Annotated in this window: 20 protein-coding genes; 17 read left to right on the plus strand and 3 right to left on the minus strand. The window is 31.2% G+C overall.

The genetic code is table 11. The features are described 5' to 3' along the window. The first annotated feature begins 83 nt into the window (after positions 1–83). The 3 genes from rpoB (at position 84) to F7018_RS13390 (ending at position 8,635) form a co-directional block, all read left to right on the plus strand. Entirely contained in the window at positions 84–3,896 is a 3,813-nt protein-coding gene (gene rpoB / locus F7018_RS13380) for a DNA-directed RNA polymerase subunit beta (protein ID WP_150900596.1), read from the plus strand. Between the two features lie 105 nt (positions 3,897–4,001). Then, positions 4,002–8,273 carry a DNA-directed RNA polymerase subunit beta' gene (gene rpoC / locus F7018_RS13385; RefSeq protein WP_150900597.1) on the plus strand — a complete coding sequence of 1,424 codons (4,272 nt, stop codon included), beginning with the start codon at positions 4,002–4,004 and terminating at the stop codon, positions 8,271–8,273. A gap of 53 nt (positions 8,274–8,326) precedes the next feature. Beyond that, the gene (locus F7018_RS13390; protein WP_150900598.1) at positions 8,327–8,635 is read left to right on the plus strand and encodes a DUF3467 domain-containing protein; all 309 of its coding nucleotides are present in this window, start codon (positions 8,327–8,329) and stop codon (positions 8,633–8,635) included. A 52-nt stretch (positions 8,636–8,687) separates the two neighbouring features. On the opposite strand, the gene F7018_RS13395 is transcribed toward F7018_RS13390, so the two are convergent. After that, positions 8,688–9,308, minus strand: coding sequence for a Crp/Fnr family transcriptional regulator (locus F7018_RS13395; RefSeq protein WP_317132390.1), 621 nt, complete (start codon positions 9,306–9,308; stop codon positions 8,688–8,690). Positions 9,309–9,478: 170 nt separating this feature from the next. Here F7018_RS13395 and F7018_RS13400 point away from each other — a divergent pair, with 170 nt between their 5' ends. The 4 genes from F7018_RS13400 to hemN all read left to right on the plus strand — a co-directional run bounded on the left by F7018_RS13400 (position 9,479) and on the right by hemN (position 14,676). Then, on the plus strand, positions 9,479–11,851 hold the full coding sequence (locus F7018_RS13400; RefSeq protein WP_150900600.1) for a heavy metal translocating P-type ATPase: 2,373 nt from the start codon (positions 9,479–9,481) through the stop codon (positions 11,849–11,851). A gap of 95 nt (positions 11,852–11,946) precedes the next feature. Beyond that, a complete protein-coding gene (gene deoC / locus F7018_RS13405) occupies positions 11,947–12,612 on the plus strand; it encodes a deoxyribose-phosphate aldolase (protein ID WP_150900601.1) in 666 nt (221 codons plus the stop codon). 1 nt (position 12,613) lies between these two features. After that, on the plus strand, positions 12,614–13,312 hold the full coding sequence (deoD, locus tag F7018_RS13410; protein ID WP_150900602.1) for a purine-nucleoside phosphorylase: 699 nt from the start codon (positions 12,614–12,616) through the stop codon (positions 13,310–13,312). Next, complete coding sequence (hemN, locus tag F7018_RS13415) at positions 13,312–14,676, plus strand: oxygen-independent coproporphyrinogen III oxidase (protein WP_150900603.1); 1,365 nt, start codon at positions 13,312–13,314, stop codon at positions 14,674–14,676. Before deoD ends, hemN begins: the two co-directional genes overlap by 1 nt. On the opposite strand, the gene F7018_RS13420 is transcribed toward hemN, so the two are convergent. Then, complete coding sequence (locus tag F7018_RS13420; RefSeq protein ID WP_175578736.1) at positions 14,673–15,281, minus strand: DUF3667 domain-containing protein; 609 nt, start codon at positions 15,279–15,281, stop codon at positions 14,673–14,675. The genes hemN and F7018_RS13420 overlap by 4 nt on opposite strands. Positions 15,282–15,582: 301 nt before the next feature. On the opposite strand from F7018_RS13420, the gene ccoS reads away from it, so the two are divergent. The 8 genes from ccoS (at position 15,583) to F7018_RS13460 (ending at position 22,648) form a co-directional block, all read left to right on the plus strand. Further along, the gene (gene ccoS / locus F7018_RS13425; protein WP_150900605.1) at positions 15,583–15,744 is read left to right on the plus strand and encodes a cbb3-type cytochrome oxidase assembly protein CcoS; all 162 of its coding nucleotides are present in this window, start codon (positions 15,583–15,585) and stop codon (positions 15,742–15,744) included. A gap of 33 nt (positions 15,745–15,777) precedes the next feature. After that, positions 15,778–17,979 carry a cytochrome-c oxidase, cbb3-type subunit I gene (gene ccoN, locus F7018_RS13430; RefSeq protein WP_150900606.1) on the plus strand — a complete coding sequence of 734 codons (2,202 nt, stop codon included), beginning with the start codon at positions 15,778–15,780 and terminating at the stop codon, positions 17,977–17,979. A gap of 5 nt (positions 17,980–17,984) precedes the next feature. After that, entirely contained in the window at positions 17,985–18,152 is a 168-nt protein-coding gene (locus tag F7018_RS13435) for a CcoQ/FixQ family Cbb3-type cytochrome c oxidase assembly chaperone (protein ID WP_150900607.1), read from the plus strand. 11 nt (positions 18,153–18,163) lie between these two features. Then, positions 18,164–19,081, plus strand: a complete 918-nt coding sequence (locus F7018_RS13440) for a cbb3-type cytochrome c oxidase N-terminal domain-containing protein (protein ID WP_150900608.1) — start codon at positions 18,164–18,166, stop codon at positions 19,079–19,081. A gap of 42 nt (positions 19,082–19,123) precedes the next feature. Further along, complete coding sequence (gene ccoG / locus F7018_RS13445) at positions 19,124–20,545, plus strand: cytochrome c oxidase accessory protein CcoG (RefSeq protein ID WP_150900609.1); 1,422 nt, start codon at positions 19,124–19,126, stop codon at positions 20,543–20,545. Positions 20,546–20,586: 41 nt separating this feature from the next. Further along, a complete protein-coding gene (locus tag F7018_RS13450) occupies positions 20,587–21,033 on the plus strand; it encodes a FixH family protein (RefSeq protein ID WP_150900610.1) in 447 nt (148 codons plus the stop codon). Then, on the plus strand, positions 21,033–21,731 hold the full coding sequence (locus F7018_RS13455; RefSeq protein ID WP_150900611.1) for a sulfite exporter TauE/SafE family protein: 699 nt from the start codon (positions 21,033–21,035) through the stop codon (positions 21,729–21,731). Before F7018_RS13450 ends, F7018_RS13455 begins: the two co-directional genes overlap by 1 nt. An 83-nt stretch (positions 21,732–21,814) precedes the next feature. Next, positions 21,815–22,648 carry a universal stress protein gene (locus F7018_RS13460; RefSeq protein WP_150900612.1) on the plus strand — a complete coding sequence of 278 codons (834 nt, stop codon included), beginning with the start codon at positions 21,815–21,817 and terminating at the stop codon, positions 22,646–22,648. 48 nt (positions 22,649–22,696) lie between these two features. Here F7018_RS13460 and F7018_RS13465 read toward each other — a convergent pair whose 3' ends face one another. Next, the gene (locus F7018_RS13465; RefSeq protein ID WP_150900613.1) at positions 22,697–25,069 is read right to left on the minus strand and encodes an outer membrane beta-barrel family protein; all 2,373 of its coding nucleotides are present in this window, start codon (positions 25,067–25,069) and stop codon (positions 22,697–22,699) included. Between the two features lie 197 nt (positions 25,070–25,266). Here F7018_RS13465 and F7018_RS13470 point away from each other — a divergent pair, with 197 nt between their 5' ends. Beyond that, positions 25,267–26,286, plus strand: coding sequence for a sensor histidine kinase (locus F7018_RS13470; RefSeq protein WP_150900614.1), 1,020 nt, complete (start codon positions 25,267–25,269; stop codon positions 26,284–26,286). A 3-nt stretch (positions 26,287–26,289) separates the two neighbouring features. Continuing rightward, a complete protein-coding gene (locus tag F7018_RS13475) occupies positions 26,290–26,997 on the plus strand; it encodes a LytR/AlgR family response regulator transcription factor (RefSeq protein ID WP_150900615.1) in 708 nt (235 codons plus the stop codon). Position 26,998 lies beyond the last annotated feature (1 nt).

A 26,998-nucleotide genomic window follows, 5' to 3' on the forward strand; every position in this document is an offset into this window, starting at 1 on the left:
ACCATCAAAAGCAATTAAAATTGCATTATTGAAACAGATAAGTTTCAAAAAATAATATTTTTAATTTAAAAATAGCATCTCTTTTGGCAACGATAAACACTACTGAAAGAATTAACTTTGCATCATCGCAGTTAGGAACTGATTATCCAGATTTTCTAGATATTCAGGTGAAGTCTTTCCAAGACTTTTTCCAATTGCAAACCAAAGCCGATGAGCGAGGTGAAGAAGGTTTATACAAAACCTTTATGGATAACTTTCCGATTACAGACACTCGTAATCAATTTGTATTAGAATTTTTAGACTACTTTGTAGATCCTCCAAGATATAGCATCCAAGAATGTATCGAAAGAGGTTTAACACATAGTGTACCTTTAAAAGCAAGGTTAAAGCTTTATTGTACCGATCCTGAACACGAAGATTTCGAAACGATAGTTCAAGATGTATATTTAGGTACTATTCCTTATATGACTAATTCTGGAACTTTCATTATTAATGGAGCAGAAAGAGTTGTAGTGTCTCAATTACACCGTTCACCAGGGGTGTTCTTCGGACAATCTTTCCACGCAAACGGAACCAAGTTATACTCAGCAAGAGTTATTCCTTTTAAAGGATCTTGGATAGAATTTGCAACAGATATCAATCAAGTAATGTATGCTTATATTGATAGAAAGAAAAAATTACCAGTAACAACGTTATTCAGAGCCATAGGTTTTGAAAGAGATAAAGATATATTAGAAATCTTTGATTTAGCGGAAGAAGTAAAAGTTTCTAAAGCAGGATTAAAGAAAGTATTAGGGCGTAAATTAGCAGCAAGAGTATTAAAAACTTGGCATGAGGATTTCGTAGACGAAGATACAGGAGAAGTAGTATCTATTGAACGTAACGAAATTGTTTTCGACCGTGATACAATTATAGAGAAAGAACACATTGATGAAATAATCGATGCAGGTGCAAAAACTATCTTATTACATAAGGTAGATAATGACATGGCAGATTATGCAATCATTCATAATACATTACAAAAAGATCCTACAAACTCAGAGAAAGAGGCAGTAGAGCATGTATATAGACAATTACGTAATGCTGAACCGCCAGATGAGGAAACAGCAAGAGGAATTATTGAAAAATTATTCTTCTCAGAGCAACGTTATAGTTTAGGAGAAGTAGGACGTTTTAGAATGAATACCAAATTAGGTCTTAATGAAGATATAGATCAAAAGGTATTAACTAAAAACGATATTATTACAATTATCAAATACTTAATTGAGTTAATTAACTCAAAAGCAGAAGTAGATGATATTGATCACTTATCAAACCGTCGTGTAAGAACTGTAGGAGAGCAATTAGCTGGACAGTTCGGAGTTGGTTTAGCTCGTATGGCTCGTACAATTCGTGAAAGAATGAACGTACGTGATAACGAGGTATTTACTCCAATTGACTTAATTAATGCGAAGACATTATCTTCAGTAATTAATTCATTCTTTGGTACCAACCAATTATCTCAGTTTATGGATCAAACAAATCCATTAGCAGAGATTACTCACAAACGTCGTTTATCAGCTTTAGGACCTGGAGGTTTATCTAGAGAAAGAGCAGGATTCGAGGTTCGTGATGTTCACTATACACACTATGGTCGTTTATGTCCAATTGAAACTCCTGAAGGACCGAATATTGGATTAATTTCATCTTTAGCAGTATTTGCAAAAGTTAATAACCTTGGTTTTATCGAAACACCTTATAAAAAGGTAGTTGATGGAAACATAGATTTAAAGCAAGAGCATGTTTACTTAAGTGCTGAAGAAGAAGAAGGAATGAAGTTTGCTCAATCTAACTTAAAAATTGATGAGCAAGGAGATTTTGTTGAAGATAAAGTAATTTCACGTGAAGGTGGAGATTTCCCAGTAGTTACTCCAAATGAAGTAGACTATATGGATGTTGCACCAAATCAAATTGCATCTATATCAGCATCGTTAATTCCTTTCTTAGAGCATGATGATGCCAACCGTGCGTTAATGGGATCGAACATGATGCGTCAAGCAGTTCCATTATTACGTCCAGAATCTCCAATTGTAGGTACAGGATTAGAGCGTCGAGTAGCAAAAGATTCTCGTATCTTAATCAATGCAGAAGGAGCTGGAGTTGTTGAGTATGTTGATGCAAATAAAATAACTATTAAGTATGATAGAACTGAAGAAGAGCAAATGGTAAGCTTCGATTCAGATGAAATCACTTATAACTTAATTAAGTTTAGAAAAACTAACCAAGGTACTAACATTAACTTAAAACCAATTGTAAAAGTTGGAGATAGAGTTGAAGAAGGACAAGTACTTTGTGAAGGTTATGCAACACAAAAAGGAGAATTAGCTTTAGGAAGAAACATGAAAGTAGCCTTCATGCCTTGGAAAGGGTATAACTTTGAGGATGCGATTGTGATTTCAGAAAAAGTTGTTCGTGAAGATATCTTTACTTCTATACATATTGATGAATATTCATTAGATGTTCGTGATACTAAGTTAGGAGCAGAAGAATTAACAAACGATATTCCAAATGTTTCAGAAGAGGCTACTAAAGACTTAGATGAAAATGGAATGATTCGTATTGGAGCAGAAGTTAACCCAGGTGATATCTTAATTGGTAAGATTACACCAAAAGGAGAATCTGATCCAACACCAGAAGAGAAGTTATTACGTGCTATTTTTGGAGATAAAGCAGGAGATGTAAAAGATGCATCATTAAAAGCTTCACCTTCATTAAGAGGAGTAGTAATTAATAAAAAATTATTCAAACGTGCAGTAAAAGATAAGAATAAGCGTGCTAGAGATAAAGAGGCTATTGCAACTTTAGAAGCATCTTATGTATCTAAGTTTGAAGGATTAAAAGATAGGTTAGTAGAGAAGTTATTTGCTTTAATTACTGGTAAAACTTCACAAGGTGTATTTAACGATTTAGGAGAAGAAGTATTACCAAAAGGTAAGAAGTTTACTCAAAAAATGTTAAATTCAGTAGAAGATTTTACACATTTACACGGTACTTGGACTACAGATAAAGACTTAAACAAGTTAGTTGTAGAATTAGTACACAACTATAAGATTAAAGTAAACGATTTACAAGGAGTTTTACGTCGTGAGAAATTTACAATTTCTGTAGGAGACGAGTTACCAGCAGGAATCTTAAAGCTTGCAAAAATTTACGTAGCTAAAAAACGTAAATTAAAAGTAGGAGATAAGATGGCAGGACGTCACGGAAATAAAGGTATTGTAGCACGTATTGTACGTCAAGAAGACATGCCTTTCTTAGAAGACGGAACACCAGTAGATATAGTATTAAATCCATTAGGGGTACCATCTCGTATGAATATTGGTCAGATTTATGAAACAGTTCTTGGTTGGGCTGGAGAAAAATTAGGTCAAAAATATGCAACACCAATTTTTGATGGTGCAAATATTAACGAGATTAATGATTTAACAGATCAAGCAGGTATTCCTCGTTACGGACATACATACTTATATGATGGAGGTACAGGAAAACGTTTCGATCAGCCAGCAACAGTGGGGATAATTTATATGATTAAGTTAGGTCACATGATTGAAGATAAGATGCACGCGCGTTCTATTGGACCTTACTCATTAATTACACAACAACCATTAGGAGGTAAGGCACAATTTGGAGGTCAACGTTTCGGAGAGATGGAGGTTTGGGCACTTGAAGCATATGGTGCATCAAGTATCTTAAGAGAAATCTTAACTGTAAAATCGGATGACGTATTAGGTAGAGCTAAAACATACGAAAGTATTGTTAAGGGTGAATCTATGCCAGAACCAGGATTACCAGAATCATTTAATGTATTAATGCACGAACTGAAAGGTTTAGGATTAGACGTTAAATTAGAGGAATAATAAACAGTGAAATATCATTAGGTAGAATGTTTTCTATCTAATGATAAATCATTTTAAATATACGTCTTAAAGAGGCAAATTTTTAATTCGAATCCATTAGTTATTATGGCAAGAAAGAACGAAAAATACACTGTTAAAAAGTTTAACAAAATTTCAATTGGTTTAGCATCACCTGAATCTATTTTAGAGGCATCAAGAGGTGAGGTTTTAAAACCAGAAACTATTAACTACCGTACACACAAACCAGAAAGAGATGGTTTATTTTGTGAGCGTATTTTTGGTCCTGTAAAGGATTATGAGTGTGCGTGTGGAAAATATAAGCGAATCCGATATAAAGGAATCGTTTGTGATCGTTGTGGTGTTGAAGTTACTGAGAAAAAAGTACGTAGAGATAGAGTAGGTCACATTAATTTAGTAGTACCAGTTGCTCATATTTGGTACTTTAGATCATTACCTAACAAAATGGGATACCTTTTAGGGTTACCATCTAAAAAGTTAGATATGATTATTTACTACGAGCGTTACGTAGTAATTCAACCAGGAGAAGCTAAAAATGCAGAAGGAGAACCATTACAAAAAATGGACTTCTTAACGGAAGAAGAGTATTTAGATATTTTAGATACACTTCCACAAGAGAATATGTATTTAGATGATTCAGATCCAAACAAGTTTATCGCTAAAATGGGTGCTGAATGTTTAATTGATTTATTAGAAAGAATCGATTTAGATACGTTATCATTTGAATTACGTCATAAAGCAAATACTGAAACTTCTAAGCAACGTAAGAACGAAGCATTAAAGCGTTTAAATGTTGTTGAAGCATTTAGAGATTCTCAAAAGAATAGAGAAAACAACCCAGAGTGGATGATTATGAAAGCGGTTCCAGTTATACCGCCAGAGTTACGTCCATTAGTACCATTAGATGGAGGTCGTTTCGCTACTTCAGATTTAAATGATTTATACCGTCGTGTTATTATCCGTAACAACCGTTTAAAGCGTTTAATGGAAATTAAAGCTCCTGAAGTTATTTTACGTAATGAGAAACGTATGTTACAAGAATCAGTAGATTCATTATTTGATAACACACGTAAATCATCTGCAGTAAAAACAGAATCTAACCGTCCATTAAAATCATTATCTGATAGTTTAAAAGGTAAGCAAGGACGTTTCCGTCAAAACTTATTAGGTAAGCGTGTTGATTATTCTGCACGTTCTGTAATTGTTGTTGGACCAGAGTTAAGATTATTTGAATGTGGATTGCCAAAAGATATGGCAGCAGAATTATACAAGCCTTTCGTTATTCGTAAGTTAATCGAAAGAGGTATTGTAAAAACTGTAAAATCTGCAAAGAAAATTATAGATAGAAAAGAACCAGTTGTTTGGGATATCTTAGAAAACGTAATTAAAGGACACCCAGTTTTATTAAACCGTGCTCCAACGTTACACCGTTTAGGTATTCAAGCATTCCAACCAAAATTAATTGAAGGAAAGGCAATACGTTTACATCCACTTGCTTGTTCTGCCTTCAATGCCGATTTTGATGGGGATCAGATGGCGGTTCACTTACCATTAGGACCAGAGGCTATTTTAGAAGCTCAGTTATTAATGTTAGGATCTCATAATATCTTAAACCCTGCAAATGGTGCACCTATTACTGTACCGTCTCAGGATATGGTATTAGGATTATACTATATGACTAAAGAAAGAAAGTCAACTCCAGAAGTACCTATTAAAGGTGAAGGATTAACTTTCTATTCTCCAGAAGAGGTAATTATTGCCTTAAACGAAGAAAGAGTAGACTTAAATGCTGGAATCAAAGTTCGTACTAATGATGTAGAGGATGGAGAACCAGTTGTTAAAATCATACAAACAACTGTTGGTAGAGTTTTATTTAATGAAGTTGTACCAGAAGCAGCAGGGTATATTAATGAAGTTTTAACTAAAAAATCATTAAGAGGAGTAATTAGTGGTATTTTAAAAGTTACTGATATTCCTGCAGTTGGAAAATTCTTAGATGAGATTAAAAACATGGGATATAAATACGCCTTCGAAGGTGGTTTATCATTCTCATTAGGAGATATCATTATACCAGAAGAGAAGCACTCTATGATTGCTGAAGCAAACAAAGAGGTAGATGGTATAATCATGAACTATAACATGGGTATGTTAACGCAAAAAGAGCGTTATAACCAGGTAATTGATGTTTGGGGATCTACAAACAATAGATTAACTGAATTATCTATGAAGCGTTTACGTGAAGACCAACAAGGGTTTAACTCAGTATTTATGATGTTAGATTCTGGAGCACGTGGATCGAAAGAGCAGATTCGTCAGTTAACAGGTATGCGTGGATTAATGGCAAAACCTAAGAAATCTACAGCAAGTGGTGGAGAAATTATTGAAAACCCGATTTTATCTAACTTTAAGGAAGGATTATCGATTTTAGAATACTTTATCTCAACGCACGGTGCTCGTAAAGGACTTGCCGATACCGCATTAAAAACAGCCGATGCAGGATACTTAACACGTCGTTTAGTAGATGTATCTCAGGATGTTATTGTAAATGAAGTAGATTGTGGTACATTAAGAGGATTAGAAATTACTCCATTAAAGAAAAACGATGAAATCGTTGAGCCTTTAAGCGAAAGAATTTCTGGTCGTACATCATTACACAATGTATATGCTCCAAAAACTGATGAATTATTAATTGAATCAGGAGAGTTAATTACACCAATTATAGCTGAAAAAATTGAAGCTTCTGGAGTAGACAAAGTAGAAGTACGTTCTGCATTAACTTGTGAATCTGAAAGAGGTATTTGCGAAAAATGTTACGGACAATCTTTATCTACAGGAAAGAAAGTACAAAGAGGAGAAGCAGTAGGTGTAATTGCAGCACAGTCAATTGGAGAGCCAGGTACCCAGTTAACGTTACGTACATTCCACGTTGGAGGGGTAGCAGGAAACATTTCAGAAGAGAACAAGTTAATAGCTAAGTTTGATGGAAATGTTAAGATAGAAGATTTACGTACAGTTAAAGGTAAAGATAACGAAGGTAAAGAAGTAGATATCGTAATCTCTCGTACAGCTGAAATTAAAATCATTGATAAGAAAACTGACATAGTATTAAGTACTAATATCATTCCTTATGGTTCAATCATATTTGATAAGGATCTTAAATCAATCAAAAAAGGAGATGCAGTTTGTCAATGGGATCCATTTAATGGAGTTATTGTTTCAGAATTCAACGGAAAAGTTAAGTTTGACAATTTAGAACAAGGTATTAACTATACTGTTGAAATTGATGAGCAAACAGGTTTCCAAGAAAAAGTAATGATTGATTCTAAAAATAAGAAAATTATTGCTTCATTAATTATTGAAGATGCAGATGGTAATGCTTTACGTTCGTACAGTTTACCAGTAGGTGCACACTTAATGGTAAATGATGGTGATAAAGTAGAATCAGGTCATACATTAGTTAAGATTCCACGTAAGTCTGGTAAAGCAGGGGATATTACAGGAGGTTTACCACGTGTAACAGAGTTATTCGAAGCACGTAATCCATCGAACCCAGCAGTAGTTGCTCAAATTGATGGAGTTGTATCTTTCGGTAAAATTAAGCGTGGTAATCGTGAGATTATTATTGAATCTAAAACAGGAGAGATTACTAAATACTTAGTGAAGTTATCAAACCAAATTTTAGTTCAAGAGAACGATTTCATTAAAGCAGGTATGCCTTTATCTGATGGAGCTATTACTCCAATAGATATCTTAAATATCAAAGGACCTTCTGCTGTACAAGAATACTTAGTAAACGAAATTCAAGAAGTATATCGTTTACAAGGGGTAAAAATTAACGACAAACACTTCGAGGTAGTAGTACGTCAAATGATGCGTAAAGTTAGAGTTATTGATTCAGGAGATACTTTATTCTTAGAAAATCAATTAATTCACAAAAACGACTTTATCAAAGAAAACGATGCTATTTACGGAATGAAAGTTGTTGAGGATGCAGGAGATTCTGAGAACTTAAAACCAGGACAAATAGTTTCAGCTCGTCAATTAAGAGATGAAAATTCATTATTGCGTAGAGCAGATAAAGAATTAGTAGTAGCAAGAGAAGCACAGCCAGCAACTGCAGAGCAAGTATTGCAAGGTATTACAAGAGCTTCGTTACAAACTAAGTCATTTATTTCAGCTGCGTCGTTCCAGGAGACTACTAAAGTATTAAACGAAGCTGCAGTAAACGGTAAAGTTGATACATTAGAAGGATTAAAAGAAAATGTAATTGTTGGTAAGAGAATTCCAGCAGGTACAGGAATGAGATCTTACGATAGTCAAATCGTAGGGCCTAAAGATGAAATTGAAAAAAGTTTATAAATTTCAATACAAAGACCTCTAAAAATTTAGAGGTCTTTTTTTTAAATTTTAATATGGAAGATCATAAAGAACCACAATTAAATATAGAACTAGATCAAGATATTGCTGAAGGAACTTATAGTAATTTGGCTATAATTAACCATTCAGTATCTGAATTTATAGTTGATTTTATTAATATAATGCCAGGTGTACCTAAGGCTAAAGTAAAATCAAGAATAATTTTAACCCCACAACATGCTAAAAGATTATCTAAAGCATTAGCAGAAAATGTTCGAAAGTTTGAACAAGCACATGGTGAAATAAAAGATTATGAGCAAGTTCCTATTCCAATGAATTTTGGAGGAACTACAGGAGAAGCATAAAACAAAAAATCGTCTTAATTAAGACGATTTTTTGTTTTTATATGATAATTGTTTAAAATCCTTGGGAAATTTGTTGAAGTCCAGGAATATTTAAAACAAAGATTTGTTTACCTTTTAAATTAATTAGTTTTTTCTTTTTAAAGTCAGAAAGTAAACGAATGGCACTTTCTGTAGCGGTTCCTATAATATTAGCAATATCTTCTCTAGTTAAAAGTATACCTATAGAACCATCTTCATTTTTTTCAAATTCACTATCTAAAAAAATAAGAGTATCTGCCAAACGTTGTTTTACGGTTTTTTGAGCCATGTCAACAATAACGTTATCTGCATTTTTAAGAGAAGAAGCCATTTTTTTAAGCATATCCATAGAGAAGTTAGAATTATTCTGTAAATCCTTTATTATTTCTTCTTTAGGGATAAAACAAACTTCCATATCATTAACGGCTACTGCTTTTAGATTAGAAACTTCATCATTAATTAAACTACGTTCACCTATAATATCACCTTTTCTGATTAAGTGAATGATTTGATCTCTACCATTATCACTCATTTTAGAAACCTTACAGAGGCCGTCTTTAATACAAAAAATACCGTTTATATGCTCGCCTTCTTGAAAAAGAGGCTCACCTTTTTTGATTGTTTTAGACGTTTTACACCCAGAAATCCTAATCAATTCACTTTTTGTTAAGGACTTTAATGAGTTGAATTGCCTAATAATACACTGTTCACATTTAGTGTGAGTTTCTGAGTTTTGTAGCATACTTCAAAGATAACGAAAACTGATAAATATCATGTTTATTACTTGCATAAAAAACGACCTTTGTATCAGGCAAATGAGTAAATATGGAAAGCAAGATATGTTTTCATTGTGGTAACGAGTGCGATACTGATAAAATTAGAGTAGAAGAAAAGTTCTTTTGTTGTAATGGATGTAAGACAGTATTTGAAATTTTTTCAGAAAATGATTTAACTTGTTATTACGATTTTCAGAACAATCCAGGAGCAATTCCTGAAGAGATTCAAGGGAAATATGATTTTCTTGAAAATGAATCTATTGTAAATAAATTATTAGAGTTTAACGATGGAAATACTCAAGTAGTTAATTTATATATTCCGCATATACATTGTAGTTCATGTATTTGGGTATTAGAAAACTTGCATAAACTTCAAAAGAGTATAATAAACTCGCAGGTTAACTTTCCAAAGAAAACGGTACGAATTACGTATAATTTAGACGAGATTTCATTACAAGAGGTTGTTTTATTATTGAGTTCCATAGGATATGAACCATATATTTCTTTGGAAGATTACGAAGTAGGAAAGAAAAAGGTTGATAGAAGCTTAATTTATAAATTAGGAATAGCTGGATTTGCCTTTGGAAATGTAATGTTTCTTTCATTTCCAGAGTATTTTGAAGTATCAGAGTTTTGGTTAGAACAATACAAAGGAGTTTTCCGTTGGTTAATGTTTTTCTTTTCATTACCAGTAGTTTTTTATGCCGCACAAGATTATTTTATTTCAGCATATAAAGGATTACGTTCTAAAATTCTAAACATAGATGTTCCTATTGCTTTGGGAGTTTCTGTTTTATTTATTAGAAGTTCTGTTGAAATTATTTTTGATTTAGGAACTGGTTTTTTTGATTCTCTTACTGGTTTGGTATTTTTCCTATTGTTAGGAAAGTTCTTTCAACAAAAAACATATAACTTTCTATCATTTGAACGCGATTATAAGTCTTATTTTCCAATTGCAGTTACTAGGCTTACTTCAGAAGGAAAAGAGGAAAATGCACAAATATATGATGTAAAAAAAGGAGATAGATTATTAATAAGAAATCAGGAGTTAATCCCAGTTGATGGAATTTTAATAAATGGTGAAGCAGAGATAGATTATAGTTTTGTTACAGGAGAAGCAATTCCAGTTTCAAAAAAATCAGGAGATAAATTATTTGCAGGAGGAAAACAGTTATCAGGTATTATTGAAATGGAGGTTTTAGCTTCAGTTTCACAAAGTTATTTAACACAGTTGTGGAGTAATGATGTATTTCAAAAAGATAAAAACTCATCATTTAAAACACTTACAGATAAGATAAGTCAACATTTTACTATTACAATTTTAATTATAGCTATCATAGCAACTGGTTTCTGGTGGTTTTATGATGCATCTAAGGCATTAAATGTATTTACAGCAGTATTAATTATAGCTTGTCCTTGTGCTATAGCATTAGCAGCTCCATTTACCCTAGGAAATATGCTACGTATTTTAGGTAAGAAAAAGTTTTACATAAAAAATGCTACTGTATTGGAGCAATTAGCCGCAACCGATTCAGTAATTTTTGATAAAACAGGTACTCTTACTACAAACAAAGAAAATAAAATTGAGTATCAAGGAACAGGTTTAGAGGAGTTAGAAAAAACAGTATTAAAAAGTACACTTAGAGCTTCAAATCATCCTTTAAGTAGAATGTTATATGATTCATTAATAGAAGAAACAATAACGATAGAAAATTTTAAAGAGCATACCGGAAAGGGGATTGAAGCTAATTATAAACAAATAAAAATAAAAGTAGGTTCATCATCTTTTGTGAATAATATAGAAGAGCAGATAAATTTAGATACTTCAGTACATATTAGTATAAACGATGCTTATAAAGGAAAGTATGTTTTTAAGAATGCATATAGAAAAGGAGTGAATAATTTATTCTCAGAATTAAAATCGAATTATGAATTAGCGGTTGTTTCTGGAGATAATGAAGGAGAAAAAAAGTATTTGCAAACTATTTTACCAGAGAATACTACATTTTTATTCAATCAGAAGCCAGAAGATAAATTGTCTTATGTAGAAAAATTACAACAAAAAGATAAAAGTGTAATTATGATTGGTGATGGATTAAATGATGCTGGAGCATTGGCACAAAGTAATGTTGGTATAGCATTGTCAGAAAATATCAATGTATTTTCTCCTGCTTGTGATGCAATTTTAGATGCTTCAAAGTTTAATCAAATAGCAAATTATATTAAGGTATCTAAAAAAGCAATTCAAATTATAAAATATAGTTTTTTATTGTCTTTATTATACAACGTTATCGGATTGTATTTTGCAACTACAGGACAATTAAAACCAGTAATAGCTGCAATTTTAATGCCTTTAAGTTCTATTAGTATCGTAGTGTTTACAACAGTGGCAACAAATTTAATAGGAAAGAAAATTAAATAAGGCTTTTGAGAAGTTTTAAAATTCAAAGAAAGAAAAAAGAGTACAGTTATCTTTGTATGTTTTAAGGAAGATAACAAGAATAAAAATAAAATATTATGCAAATAAATAAATATATAGATCACACATTATTAAAAGCAGTAGCAACAAAAGAAGATATTGTAAAGCTATGTGAGGAAGCCAAAGAATATGATTTTTGTGCAGTTTGTGTAAATGGTTCATATGTAACTTTAGCAAAAGAAGAATTGAAAGATTCTGCTATAAAAATAGCAGCAGTAATAGGTTTCCCATTAGGAGCTATGGATACAGAATCTAAAATTTTTGAAGCAAAAAAATGTATTGAAAAAGGAGCTTCAGAAATAGATATGGTTATCAATATAGGAAAATTAATAGATGGAGAAAATGAATATGTAGAGAATGAAATTAGATTGATAAAAGAAGCAATAGGAAAAAATATTTTGAAGGTAATATTTGAAAATTGTTACCTAACAAAAGAACAAATAAAAATTGCCTCGCAATTAGCGGTAAATGCAGGAGCAGATTTTATTAAAACATCAACAGGTTTTGGAACAGGAGGAGCAACCTTTGAAGATGTTAAAATAATGAAAGAAGTAGTTGGAGATAAGGCTCAAATAAAAGCAGCAGGTGGAGTAAGAGATGCAGCTACTGCAGTTGAGTATATTGAAATGGGGGTAACTCGTTTAGGAACATCATCAGGAGTTTCTTTAGTAACAACAGGAATTTCAGACAAAAACAAATATTAAGATGAGTGTACATATAGCGGCCGTAAAGGGAGAAGTAGCAGAAACGGTATTATTACCAGGAGATCCAATGAGAGCTAAATGGATTGCTGAAACATTTTTAGAAAATCCTGTTTGTTATAATGATGTAAGAGGAATGCTAGGATACACTGGAGAGTATAAAGGAAAGAGAGTTTCGGTACAAGGAACAGGAATGGGAATACCAAGTACATTAATCTATGCTCATGAATTGATTACCGAATATGGTGTGAAGAATTTAATCCGCGTAGGTTCGGCAGGTTCGTATCAAAAAGAAGTAGGTATTAGAGATATTGTAATAGCAATGGCAGCATCAACCAATTCTGGATTAAATACTATTCGATTTAATGGTGCTGATTATGCCCCAACTGCTAGTTTTGAATTATTTCAAAAAGCATTAAATACAGCTAATGAAAAAGGAATTGCTATAAAAGCAGGAAATATTTTAAGTTCAGATGAGTTTTATGCAGATGAATTTGAAAGCTATAAAAAGTGGGCAGACTACGGTGTTTTATGTGTAGAAATGGAAACAAATGGTTTGTATACAGTGGCAGCTAAACACAAAGTCAATGCATTGTCAATATTAACCATATCTGATAGTCTGGTTACAGGAGAAAGAACCACAGCTGATGAAAGAGAGCAAACGTTTAAAGAAATGATAGAAATCGCATTAGGAACTTTATAATGAAAAACTCACTAATTCAAAAATATAATATACCAGGTCCAAGATATACAAGTTATCCAACTGTACCTTATTGGGATGAAAATACTTTTTCAAAAGAAAAATGGATCGAAACTTTTAAGAAATCGTTTATAGAAAGTAATTCAACAGAAGGAATTAGTTTATACATTCATTTACCATTCTGTGAAAGTTTGTGTACGTTTTGTGCATGTCATAAACATATAACAAAACGCCATGAAGTTGAAGAACCATATATAGAAACCGTATTAAAAGAATGGAATTTATATGTTGATTTAGTTGATGAAGTTCCACTAGTAAAAGAAGTTCATTTAGGAGGAGGTACACCAACGTTTTTTTCGAAAGAACAATTAAAAAAGTTAATTGATGGAATCTTTTTAAAAGCAAAAAAACATCCTAATCACGAGTTTAGTTTTGAAGGACACCCGAACAATACAACCAAAGAACAGTTACAAACTTTATACGATGTAGGTTTTACCAGAGTAAGTTTTGGGGTACAGGATTATAATTTAAAAGTTCAAGAAGCAATTCATAGAGTTCAACCTTTTGAAAATGTAGAAAGAGCACATCGATTAGCAAAAGAAATAGGATATACATCAATTAGCCACGATTTAGTTTTTGGACTTCCATTTCAAACAAAAGAAAATGTAATTCACACTATTAATAAAACAAAAGAATTACAACCAGATAGAATCTCGTTTTATAGTTATGCACATGTACCTTGGGTAAAAGGAGTGGGTCAAAGAGGTTTTAATGAACAAGATTTGCCAAAGAATGAGGAAAAGCGAGAGTTATATGAAATAGGGAAGGAGTTATTTGCAGAGATGGGCTATATAGAAATAGGAATGGATCATTTTGCATTACGAACCGATAGTTTGTATAAAGCAACAGAAGAGAAAACATTGCATAGAAATTTTATGGGATATACCGCTAACAAAACTCAATTAATGATTGGATTAGGAATGTCGGCAATTTCAGATTCATGGTATGGTTTTGCCCAAAATGTAAAAACGGTAAAGGAATATCAAAATGTCGTAAATGAAGGGGAGATTCCAGTTTTTCGAGGACACATTTTATCTAAAGAAGATTTAGTAATAAGAAAACATATTTTAAATATTATGTGCCATTTTTCTACTTCATGGGAAGAAGAAAATTTACAAATAGAAAACATAAATGAGCATTTAAATAAACTGGATGAAATGATTGAAGATAAGCTAGTTTTTATAGAGAATAAAAAACTAACAGTTCCTGAAGAAGCAAGGCCATATGTACGAAATATTTGTATGGCATTTGATAAAAAATTACACAAAAAACAACCAAGAGCGAAACTGTTTTCTATGACTATTTAACTGAAATAACCTAGTGTAAAAATAAGACCTATCATCATAAGAATAAATAGAAAAATGGTGAGAAATGATAAAATGGCAGCTTCCATTTTATCATTTTTATTTTTAAAGACAATATAAATATAAAGTATTAAAGCAACGTATATAAATGGGTCTAGAATAATAATAGGCATTCTAAAAAAGAAATGAGTTAATATTCCTATTAATGTTACTTGACCTAGAATAAAGGAGTTGATAGCTAGATGCTCAGAGTAATTATATTTTTTAAAGAGAATTCTGGTTAGAAAACTCAAAGGAATTAGAGCAAAAATCCAAAAATATTTAAAATATATTCTAATAAATTTCCCTCCAAAATAACCTATTTTTTGAAGCCCTTCCTTATCAACATTTGTAATAGGACTTTTTTTAATAGGTACTTTCAGTAAAGCTTCAATGATTAAATATATAGTTATAGAAAAAATTAAAAAGGAGATGGGATTTAAAATATTTTTTCTTTTTCCAAGAATATAATTTGTGATTATTTTTTTGGGGTTTGTAAAGAGCGATTTTACATTAAATAAAAAGCCTTTATCCATACCTATAATAGAGGATAAAGTATATTGGAACATAGAAGGAAATGTAATCCTTTTTACATTTTTCTTTTCTCCACAATGAGGGCAATAATTTTCCTCGTGTACATTATTACATGAAATACATTTCATTTATAATAAATATTTAATTCATAGCTTATTTTAATTAAGCACTTCCAAAAATAAATAAAATTGAAATAGTTACAAGTTTTAAAAAAAGAAGAGCTATTTATTTGAAAAAAAAGTAAATAAATCTCTAATAAAAGTTTGAAATATGACAAATATCATGTTTTAAGAAAAGCTTCAAATCTACCTTTGTACTATAATTATCAGGCAAGATATGAGCGTTATTTACTTACTACTTACACTAAGCATCTTAGTGGCAATTGTTTTTTTTATTGCATTTATCGTTTCGGTAAAAAAAGGGCAGTACGATGATTCGTATACGCCTTCTGTTCGTATGCTTTTCGATGATGAATTGGTAAAAGAAAACAAAAATTAACAACTAACAATAGATATTAAATTTAGATAAATTATGGAGATGCAACAATTTTATTACGATAATAAAATCGTAAAAAAGTTCATTTACGCCACGCTACTCTGGGGGATTGTAGGTTTCTCGGTAGGATTGTTGCTGGCTTTTATGTTTTTATTCCCAAATATTACTGATGGGATTTCATGGTTAAGTTTTGGTCGTTTACGTCCATTACATACCAATGCAGTAATTTTTGCCTTTGTAGGTAATGCAATATTTGCGGGAGTTTATTACTCATTACAACGATTGTTGAAAGCCCGTATGGCAAGTAACTTCCTGAGTAATTTTAACTTCTGGGGATGGCAATTAATTATTGTTGCAGCTGCTATAACATTACCTTTAGGGTATACAACCTCAAAAGAGTATGCAGAATTAGAATGGCCTATTGATATTGCCATTGCTTTAGTATGGGTAGCTTTTGGAGCTAACATGATTTGGACAATTTTACAAAGAAGACAACGTCATCTATATGTTGCTATTTGGTTTTACTTAGGAACATTTGTAACTGTAGCTGTACTACACATATTTAATAGTTTAGAGTTGCCAGTTAGCTTCTTAAAATCATATTCAGTTTATGCAGGAGTTCAAGATGCGTTAGTACAATGGTGGTACGGACATAATGCCGTAGCATTTTTCTTAACAACACCTTTCTTAGGTTTAATGTATTATTTTGTGCCTAAAGCTGCAAATCGACCAGTATATTCATATAGATTATCGATAGTACACTTTTGGTCTTTAATATTCATTTATATCTGGGCAGGACCACACCACTTATTATATACTTCGTTACCAGATTGGGCTCAAAATTTAGGAGTTGCGTTTTCAGTAATGTTAATAGCACCATCTTGGGGAGGTATGATCAATGGATTATTAACGTTACGTGGAGCATGGGATAAGGTACGTACAGATCCAGTTTTAAAGTTTATGGTAGTAGCTATTACAGGATATGGTATGGCAACTTTTGAAGGACCAATGTTATCACTTAAAAACGTAAATGCAATTGCTCACTTCTCAGACTGGATTATTGCCCACGTTCACGTAGGAGCATTAGCATGGAATGGTTTCTTAACATTTGGTATGTTATATTGGTTAATACCAAGAATGTTTAAAACAAAATTATATTCTACAGCATTAGCAAACTTCCATTTCTGGATTGGTACTTTAGGTATTATTATGTATGCTTTACCAATGTATGTAGCAGGATTTGTTCAAGCATCTATGTGGAAACAGTTTAATCCTGATGGAACTTTAACTTATGGTAACTTCTTAGAAACTGTAAATGAAATTATACCTATGTATTGGATGCGTGCTATTGGAGGTAGTATGTTTATCCTTGGTGCCATAGTAATGCTATACAATGTTGTAAAAACTGTAAAATCTGGAAGTAATGTAACAGATGAATTAGCAGAAGCACCAGCATTAACAAAAGTATCTAAGTACAGAACTAAAGGAGAAACATGGCATACTTGGTTAGAAAGAAAGCCAATCAAATTAACAATTTATGCTACGATAGCAATTTTAATAGGAGGTATTGTACAAATAGTACCAACGTTATTAGTAAAATCTAATATTCCAACAATTACTAGCGTAAAACCATATTCGCCATTAGAATTAGAAGGACGAGACATCTATATCCGTGAAGGATGTGTAGGATGTCACTCACAAATGATTCGTCCATTCAGATCAGAAGTTGAGCGTTATGGAGAGTATGCAAAAGCAGGAGAATTTGTATATGATCATCCATTCTTATGGGGGTCAAAACGTACAGGACCAGATTTATTAAGAGTAGGAGGTAAATATTCTGATAGTTGGCACTTAAATCATATGTATGATCCGCAAAGTACTTCACCAGGTTCTATCATGCCAGCTTATAAATGGCTAGTAAGAAATAAACTAGATAAGAGCAGTACTGAAGGAAAAATGAAAGCTATGGTTAGTTTAGGAGTTCCGTATACTGAAGAAGATATTGCGAATGCACAAGCAAGTATGGAAGCTCAAGGTGCTAAGATTCAAGAGAACTTACATCAAGATCCAGATTTTGCAAAGAATTATGCAGCAGATAAAAAATATGCGGCAGATAACGGGCAAACTTTCATAGAGATGAAAGACAGGGAGATTGTAGCCTTAATAGCTTATTTACAGCGTTTAGGTACAGATATAAAGGTAAAAGATGTAGAAGATCAATTAAGTGCTAAAAACTAGAAATTATGTTGAAGTTCGTAAAAAATCACATGGAGACTATTGCAGGTATTGAAATATATCCAATTATCTCGTTAACTATATTCTTTACATTTTTTGTAGTACTGTTTTGGTGGGTATATACAGCCAAGAAAGATTACATAAGTAAAGTGAGCAATTTACCGTTAAACGATTAAAATAAAAGAAGATGAAAAAATATTTTCAATCAGCAGCATATATCACTTTTATAGGAATCACGCTTTTTGCATTGATGACAGCAATAAAGTCGTATGAAAATCCATTTAGCTTGTATGAAAATCCATTAGTATGGATAGCTATTGTAGCGTTGATTTTAGTAATTCTAATGAAAGAATTAGTAAATATAGTTGCACAGCAAAAGGCAGAACAGCTCCAAATGGAAAAGGATGGAGTGAATCCAGAAGAAGTAGATCATTGGGCTTGGGCTAAGAAGTTAATTAATAAATGGACAGAAGCCAAAGCAGTAGAAGAGGAAGAAGAAATAATTCTAGATCATAATTATGACGGAATTAAAGAGCTGGATAATAACTTACCGCCATGGTGGTTGTATATGTTCTATGCAACAATCATTTTCGGATGTGTATATTTAGTAAGATACCATATGTTAGGAGCAGATAATCAAGAGATGGAATATGCACAATCTGTTGAGCAAGCTAAAAGAGAGTTAGCAGCTTTTAGGTCAACTTCAAAAGAAGCAGTAATTGATGCAGAAACTGTAACAGTATTAACATCAGAAAGCGATTTAAATAGAGGTAAGGCTGTTTATAATTTAAACTGTGCTGCTTGTCACATTGCTGATGGTGGAGGTGGTATAGGCCCTAATTTAACAGATGAATATTGGATTTTAGGTGGTGGAATTAAAAATGTTTTCAACACTATTACCAATGGAGGTAGAGATGGAAAAGGAATGGTTGCTTGGGGAAAAACATTAAAACCAAAAGACATTCAAAAGGTGGCTAGTTATATTTTGAAATTTCAAGGTACAACACCAGCAAAACCTAAAGCTCCTCAAGGAGAAAAATATGTAGAAGAAGGAACAACTGCTGAGGTAAAAGTAGAAGAACAAGCAAAAGACAGTATACAGTAAAATAATACTCTTAATAACAAATTTGGTTTTTAATTGGAGAAAATGGAGACACCCAAGAACGAACAATTTAGAGATAGTATTGGTACCATCAACGAAGAAGGTAAGCGTTCTTGGGTATATCCTAAGAAACCAAGTGGTAGGTTTTATAAATACAGAACCTATGTGAGTTATTTTTTACTAGCATTTTTATTGCTTGCTCCATTTATAAAAATTAAAGGAAATCAGTTTTTACTATTTAATGTACTAGAGCGTAGGTTTAATATTTTCGGATTTCCATTTTGGCCACAAGACTTTCATTTGTTGGTGGTTTCAATGATAATTGGAGTTGTATTTATAATACTTTTTACAGTAGTTTTTGGACGTATTTTTTGTGGATGGATTTGTCCACAGACCATTTTCTTAGAAATGGTTTTTAGAAAAATAGAATATTGGATTGAAGGAGATAGAGGAAAACAAATACGTTTAGAAAAACAAGCATGGAATGCTGAAAAAATTAAAAAGAGAGTTTTAAAATGGTTCATCTTTTTTATTATCTCATTCATAATAGCAAATGTTTTTTTAGCTTATCTGATAGGAGGAGATACCGTTATAGATTATGTAACAGGCAACCCGTTTGATAATATTAGAACACTTATTTCGCTATTAATTTTTACAGGAGTATTCTACTTCATCTTTGCTTGGTTCAGAGAACAAGTGTGTATTATCGCTTGTCCATATGGTAGGTTACAAGGAGTTTTATTAGATAACAAAACTATTAATGTAGCGTATGATCATGTTCGAGGAGAAGGTGAGAAAGGAAGAGGGAAATTTAAGAAAAAAGAAGATAGAGCAGCATCTGGAAAAGGAGATTGTATTGATTGTTTCCAATGTGTAAATGTATGTCCAACAGGAATTGATATCCGAAATGGAACACAGTTAGAGTGTGTAAACTGTACAGCTTGTATAGATGAATGTGATCACATGATGGAAAAAGTGGGGTTACCAAAAGGACTTATTCGTTATGCAAGTGAAGAGAATATAGTGAAGAAAGCTCCTTTTAAGTTTTCAGCAAGAATGAAAGGATATTCTGCAGTATTGGGAATTTTAATAGCGGTTTTAATAGGAATGTTGTTTTTAAGAAATGATGTTGAAGCTACTATTTTAAGATTACCAGGACAGTTATATCAGCACAAAGAAAATGGAGTTATTAGTAACATTTACACATACAAAGTAATTAATAAAACAACAAAACAGATTGATGATGTTAGTTATAAGTTACTATCTCATAAAGGGAAAATAGAAACAGTAACACATAAAAATTTTGAAGTTCCAAAGCAAGGATTAGCAGAGGGAACACTATTTATAGAGTTGCATCAATCTGAAATGAAAAAAGAAAAGGTAACACTAAAAATAGGAGTGTTTAGTGGTGATAAATTAATAGAAACCACTAAAACAAATTTTTTAGGACCAAGAAGTTATAGATAATAATAACGTCATTGGGAACAATGACACTAAAAACAATAAAAATGAAACTAAACTGGGGCACGGGCATAGTAATCGCAATTATTGGATTTATAGGTTTTATCATGTATTTCGTAATAACTATGAGTACAGGGAAAAGTTATAATCACGATTTGGTATCTGATAAATATTATCAAAAAGAATTAGCATATCAAAACAGTATAAATGCGACAAAAAATGCGAAAGCATTAAAAGAAAATGTAAGAGTTGAAAAGAAAAAAGAAGGATTAAAAATCTATTTTCCAACAGAATTTAATCCTAAGGATATAACAGGAAAAGTGTTCCTATATAGACCATCTAATAAGCAACTGGATTTTGAAATGCCTATTTCACTTTCCAATACATATTTGCTCGTGCCTGAGAAACGTTTGTTAGGTGGTCGCTGGAACATAACTGTTTCCTGGAACTACAAAAATAAAGATTATTTATATCAGAAAGAACTAATTTACTAATGCTTATTTCTGCAATCATATTAGGTTTATTGGGAAGCTTTCACTGCATAGGCATGTGTGGTCCAATTGCTTTTATGTTACCCGTAGATAGAACTAATAAAGTAAAACAGTTTTTTCAAATTACAAGTTATCATTTTGGAAGACTATTTACCTATAGCCTAATAGGTTTGTTGTTTGGTTTTTTGGGAAAAGGATTTTATTTCTTCGGCTTTCAACAACAACTTTCTATTGTTGTTGGTGTTGTAATGATTTTGATAATTTTACTTCCCAAAACCTTCCAAAAATATAATTTTTCAAAACCAATAAGTAGATTGGTTATGAAAGTAAAATCGGCTTTAGGAAAAGAGCTTAAAAAAAAAGGGAATGATACTTTTTTTACCATAGGTTTTTTAAATGGATTTCTTCCATGCGGATTGGTTTATATGGCTGTTTTTGGAGCTTTAACTACTACAAATTCACTTTCTGGAAGCTTATATATGTTTCTTTTTGGATTAGGAACTATACCTTTAATGACTACAATGGTATATATAGGGAATTTTGCCAACGTACTTGTTCGAAAAAGAATTCAACAAGCTATTCCTTACGTGGTTGTTTTTATTGGAGTGTTATTTGTTTTAAGAGGTTTAGGACTTGGAATACCTTATGTTTCTCCATTGCCTGTTAATGAAATAGTGTCATCTGTAAAAGGTTGTCATTAAAAGCTTCACATGATAAAAATCATAATTTTCTTGGTGTATGTTTTGTAATTTAGATATGAAGTTAAACCTTAAATATCTTACTTATGAAAAAAATAATTGTACCAGTTGATTTTTCAAATCATTCAGAATATGCCTTAGAAACAGCTTCTTTTTTAGCAAAACAAGCAAATGCAGAAATTATAGTTGTGCATATGTTAGAATTATCTAATGCTATCGTTAGTAAGTCGGAAAGTTATGCTCAAAATGAAACCTTCTTTTATTTAAAATTGACAGAAAAAAAGTTTCACAACTTTTTACAAAAAGATTATTTAAAAGGCATAAAAGTAACACCAATAATAAAGCATTTTAAAATTTTTAGCGAGTTAGATCAATTAGCTAGAGAAGAAGATGTAGACTTAATTGTAATGGGGTCTAGAGGAGCAAGTGGATTAAAAGAAATGTTCATAGGTTCTAATACAGAAAAAGTAATACGTTATGCACATGTACCAGTATTAGTAATTAAAGAAAAACCAATAGTAGAGAATATTAAAAAAGTAGTTTTTGCTTGCGATTTCTCTGATGATGATATAGCTCCATTATTAAGAGCAAAGTTGTTTTTTGAAGACTTAGATGCTAAAATAGATTTAGTATATGTACAAACTCCTTCAACTAAGTTTAAAAGTACTTCAGAATTAAAAGAAAAAATTCAAAGATTTTTAGATAAACTAGGAGAAGTAAGTTTTAGTAAAGAACAAATTCATATTGTATCTGATTATACTGTAGAAGATGGTTTACGTTACTATGTGAATGCAAATGATGTAGAAATGTTAGTTATTGCTACAAAAGGAAGAAAAGGAATGGCTCGTTTCTTTGAAGGAAGCATAACAGAAGATGTAGCTAATCATAGTAGTTTTCCGTTACTAACCTTTAAAATATAAAAGAAGAAAAGTTAGCCTTTAATAGGCTAACTTTTTTATTTAAAGTATTTAAAATCTTTTCTGACCAGAAAATTCCATAGCTTCTCCTTTACCAAAACCGAAGCTAATTCCTAAGGTAACAAAACGTCCTCTTTGACTAAAGGCAGTTCTGTTAAAGTTATTTTGAACAGTTACTTCTTCGTAGTTTCTTGAAGCAAATACATCACGAACACTTAAACTAGCATTTAGTCGACCCTTTAGCATTTTTTTACGAATACCTAAATCCATAAAAAGATTATCAGATATGGTACTTTGAGCAGTTTTAAATTTAGAACGGTAATTTCCTGTAGCTTCTAAAGTAAATCCAGCAGGAAACTTAATTTTACCAGTTCCTCTTAAGCTCCATCTATTTCCTGTGAAATCAAAATTATTGTTTAATAATTGTCCTTTCCTTACAAAAGTATTGTAGTTAAAATCTGACGTAAAACTAAACCAAGAAATAGGAGAATATTTAGTGTTTACTTCTATACCTGTAGCACGATTAGTACCAATGTTTTGAGGTTGAGAAGTTGTTACATTGTTATTAATTGTGGTAATGTCTTCAATTACATCTGTTGTTGCTCTATGGTATATTCCTGCATTAATAGATGCTTTTGATAATTTATAAATAGTGGTTATTTCAAAAGAATCGGTAAATTCAGGAGTTAAATTAGGGTTTCCAACATTAAGGTTAAAGTTATCTCTAAAAGAAACAAAAGGATTTAAATCCCATAAACTAGGCCTAAAAATACGTTTAGAATACCCAGCTTGTAATGATAAATCATCATTTATTTTATAAGAACTATGAAAGCTAGGGAATAGGTTGCTATAGTTTTGTTTATTGTTCTGATTTGTGGTAATTAATTTTGTAGTAAGGTTCGTTGTTTCTAAACGTAAACCTCCTTTTAATCCCCAAGTATCATTTTCATAGGCAAAAGTAGCATAAGTACCTAAAACCCCTTGGTTATAATCAAATACGTTGCTAAATCCAGTGTTGGTAACCCAATTGTTATTGATAAAATCACGAACGGTATAAGTATTGGTTACTTTGTCTAATAAATATTGAGCTCCAATTTCTAAGATATAGTTATCGCGAATAGGACGTGTATAATCTAATTTGAAAGTATATTCATTTTGAGCAAAGTTAGTTTTTGCTTCCTGAATAGCATTAGTCATATTACCTATAAGCACGTTATTATTAAAGTTTGAAGTTTTATCTTTAGAGAAAGAAGTACCTAAAGCACTAAATAGTAAATTATGTTTTTTATGATCTGTGAAATCCTTTTTATATTGTAATTCATATTCCCATTTAGGATTCGTAGCTCTGGTGTCTTCTAATCGATTCCAAGAATCGGTAGTAGCTAAAGAAGCGTCTTGTAAATTGTAAAGTTGACTTGCACTTTCTTTTTCATTTTCGAAAGCATAATGACCAGATAAGGTAAGAATATTATGTTCGTTGATATGATAATCAGTACCTAAAATTAGGTTAAAGAAGTTTTCGTTTTTATCACTATCGCTAGTGGTACTTAATCGAGTATTGCTTGTAGTATTAGTACTAGAACTATTTCCTTCTCTAGGAAAAGTACGTCTACCATAAGCTATTTGGCTAAATAAGTTGAATTTTTCAGTACGTCTATTTAAACTTAAACCTAAACTGTGATTATTAGGAATACCAGTATTTAAAGATATCGAACCATTTAATCCTTTTTTTTCTGATTTTTTTAAAATAATATTTAAAATCCCACTAGTTCCAGAAGCGTCATATTTTGCAGAAGGGTTGGTAATTACCTCAATACTTTCAATCATATCAGCAGTAATACTTCCTAAAGCATTTCCTTCTTCACTAGCTAAAACAGATGGCTTTCCATTTATAAGTATTTGTACTCCTTGACTACCTCGTAAACTAATTTGTCCTTCGATGTTAACTGTTACTGAAGGAACATTATTTAATACTTCTAAAGCACTAGCTCCTGTACTACTTAAATCTTTACCAACATTAAAAACACGTTTGTCTAATTTAAAAACAGTTTGAGATTTTTCAGCACGAACAATAACTTCGTCTAGTTTATCAGAGTCTTCTTCCAAAGTAATGGTTGGTAGTTTAATAATTGAAGCGTTACGATTGAATTGAGTTATTTTTTTTGTTTTGAAACCAATAAAACGAACTTCTATATAAAAATTAGAAGCGGTTGTTTTTAAACTAAAAGCTCCAGTTTCATCGGTAGTAGTACCAGAGATAGGAGTGTTCTTTGTAGAGTCCATTACAATTACAGTAACAAACTCAAGAGGTAATTGGTTATTGTTTTCTATAACTTTTCCATTAATTGTTTTGGTATCTGTTTGCCCATATGTTTTAGAAAAAGCTAAAACCAACAAGCATAGGAGTATTCCAAATTGTTTCATGATTTGTATTTTAAACTTTAGAACAACAAATTTTCAAAGAAACAGGTAGGATGAAAAATTAAATCGGTAAACAACCAATACTAACCTCTAAACAACTTAGGTATTGATATTTTTTATATTTTGTTGTTTGTCGGTAATATTTAACCGTTTATAGGAAACTTGTATATAACTATATAAGATTCATTTATTTTTGAGTTATGAAACATCTATTTAGTAAGATTGAACGTAAAGAATGGCTTTTTCAAATATCATTATTGATAGTTATTTTTTTCCTGTTTTCATTTGATAAGCATAGTCCAGATATTAGTTTAGATAGATTAGTGTTTTTTACACATTATGCACTAGTATCGTTTATTATAAGTTATATTTTTATACCTACATTATTTTATAAAAAAAGATATAAGGAATTTGGAATAGCTATTGTATTAACATTAGTATATTTATACATATCAGAAGAATTTGTATTAGAAAAAATATTTTATGCAGGAGAACGAGGTAAATACGTTTCAAATGTATTCTTCACGCTTCTCGATATTTTACCAATTATAATAATACTAGTAAGTTTTAAATTAGGGTGGGACGCACATAAAAAACAAGGCTTGGTAGATAAATTAGAATCTACAGTAAAAGAGAGTGAATTACGTTTTTTAAAGTCTCAAATAAATCCACATTTTCTATTTAATAATTTAAATAACTTATATGCTTACGCTATAGAGCAATCGCCAAAAACGCCATCAATTATTTTAGAGCTTTCATCAGTATTGCGTTATATGTTATATGATTGTAAGGAAGATTTTGTGTTACTTCAATCGGAAATAGAACATTTAAAACATTTTACAGCTTTAAATGAATTGCAGATAGAAAATAGAGGAGAAGTTCGTTTTAATACATCAAAGATTCCTGCTAATTATGTAATAGCACCCTTAATTTTATTAATGTTTATAGAAAATGCATTTAAGCATAGTACAGCTAGTCAAAGTACAGATATTCGTATTAATGTAGATATACAAGTAAATTCAGAAGGAGTATTAGATTTTGTTTGTGAAAATAGTTTTTTGTCTAGTTCAAATAATCAAAACTTATCCCAAGGAATTGGTTTAGCAAATGTAAAGAAGCGATTAGAAATTTTGTACCCTGATAAGTATTCACTAAAAATTGATGACTATAATCAAATATATAAAGTGAACTTACAATTACAACTTTCAAAAAAAGAATAGTCTATGAGAACATGTATTATAGTAGAAGATCAACCGCCTGCTCAACGTATTTTACAAAAGTATATTAACGATGTAGGTTCTTTAAAATTATTAGAAACTTTTTCTGATGGTATAGAGGCATTATCTTTTTTACAAAATGAAGAAGTAGATTTAATTTTTTTAGATATTCACTTGCCTAAAATATCGGGTATCGATTTTTTAAAAACACTAAAAAATAATTCGCAAGTAATTTTAACAACAGCCTTTTCTGATTATGCTTTAGAAAGCTATGAATATAATGTTGTAGATTATTTATTAAAGCCTTTTTCATTTCAACGTTTTGTTCAGGCTATTCATAAAAGTACTTCAATGTTATCAACAAAATCAGAAGGAAAAGAAAGTAAAATAGTAGAAGTAGCTGATACTTTTTTATTGAAATCTGGCTACGATTTTGTAAAAGTTAGTAGCAATGATATCATATTTATAAAATCAGATGCAGATTACACGGAGATTGTTACTACTGAAAAAACATATTTAAGTTCAGAGTCAATGAAAAATTGGTTAACCAAATTACCTACATCTTTCGTGCAAATACATAAATCGTATATAGTTAATACTAGTTATTTAGAAAAAGTTTCTGGGAATCAGGTATATATTTCAAATGAAGAAGTTTTACCTCTAGGAAGAGCTTATAAAGAAGACTTTTTACAGAAATTTGTAAAATATAAATAGC

It is taken from the genome of Tenacibaculum aiptasiae, assembly GCF_008806755.1.
In the GTDB taxonomy this organism is placed as follows: Bacteria; Bacteroidota; Bacteroidia; order Flavobacteriales; family Flavobacteriaceae; genus Polaribacter; species Polaribacter aiptasiae.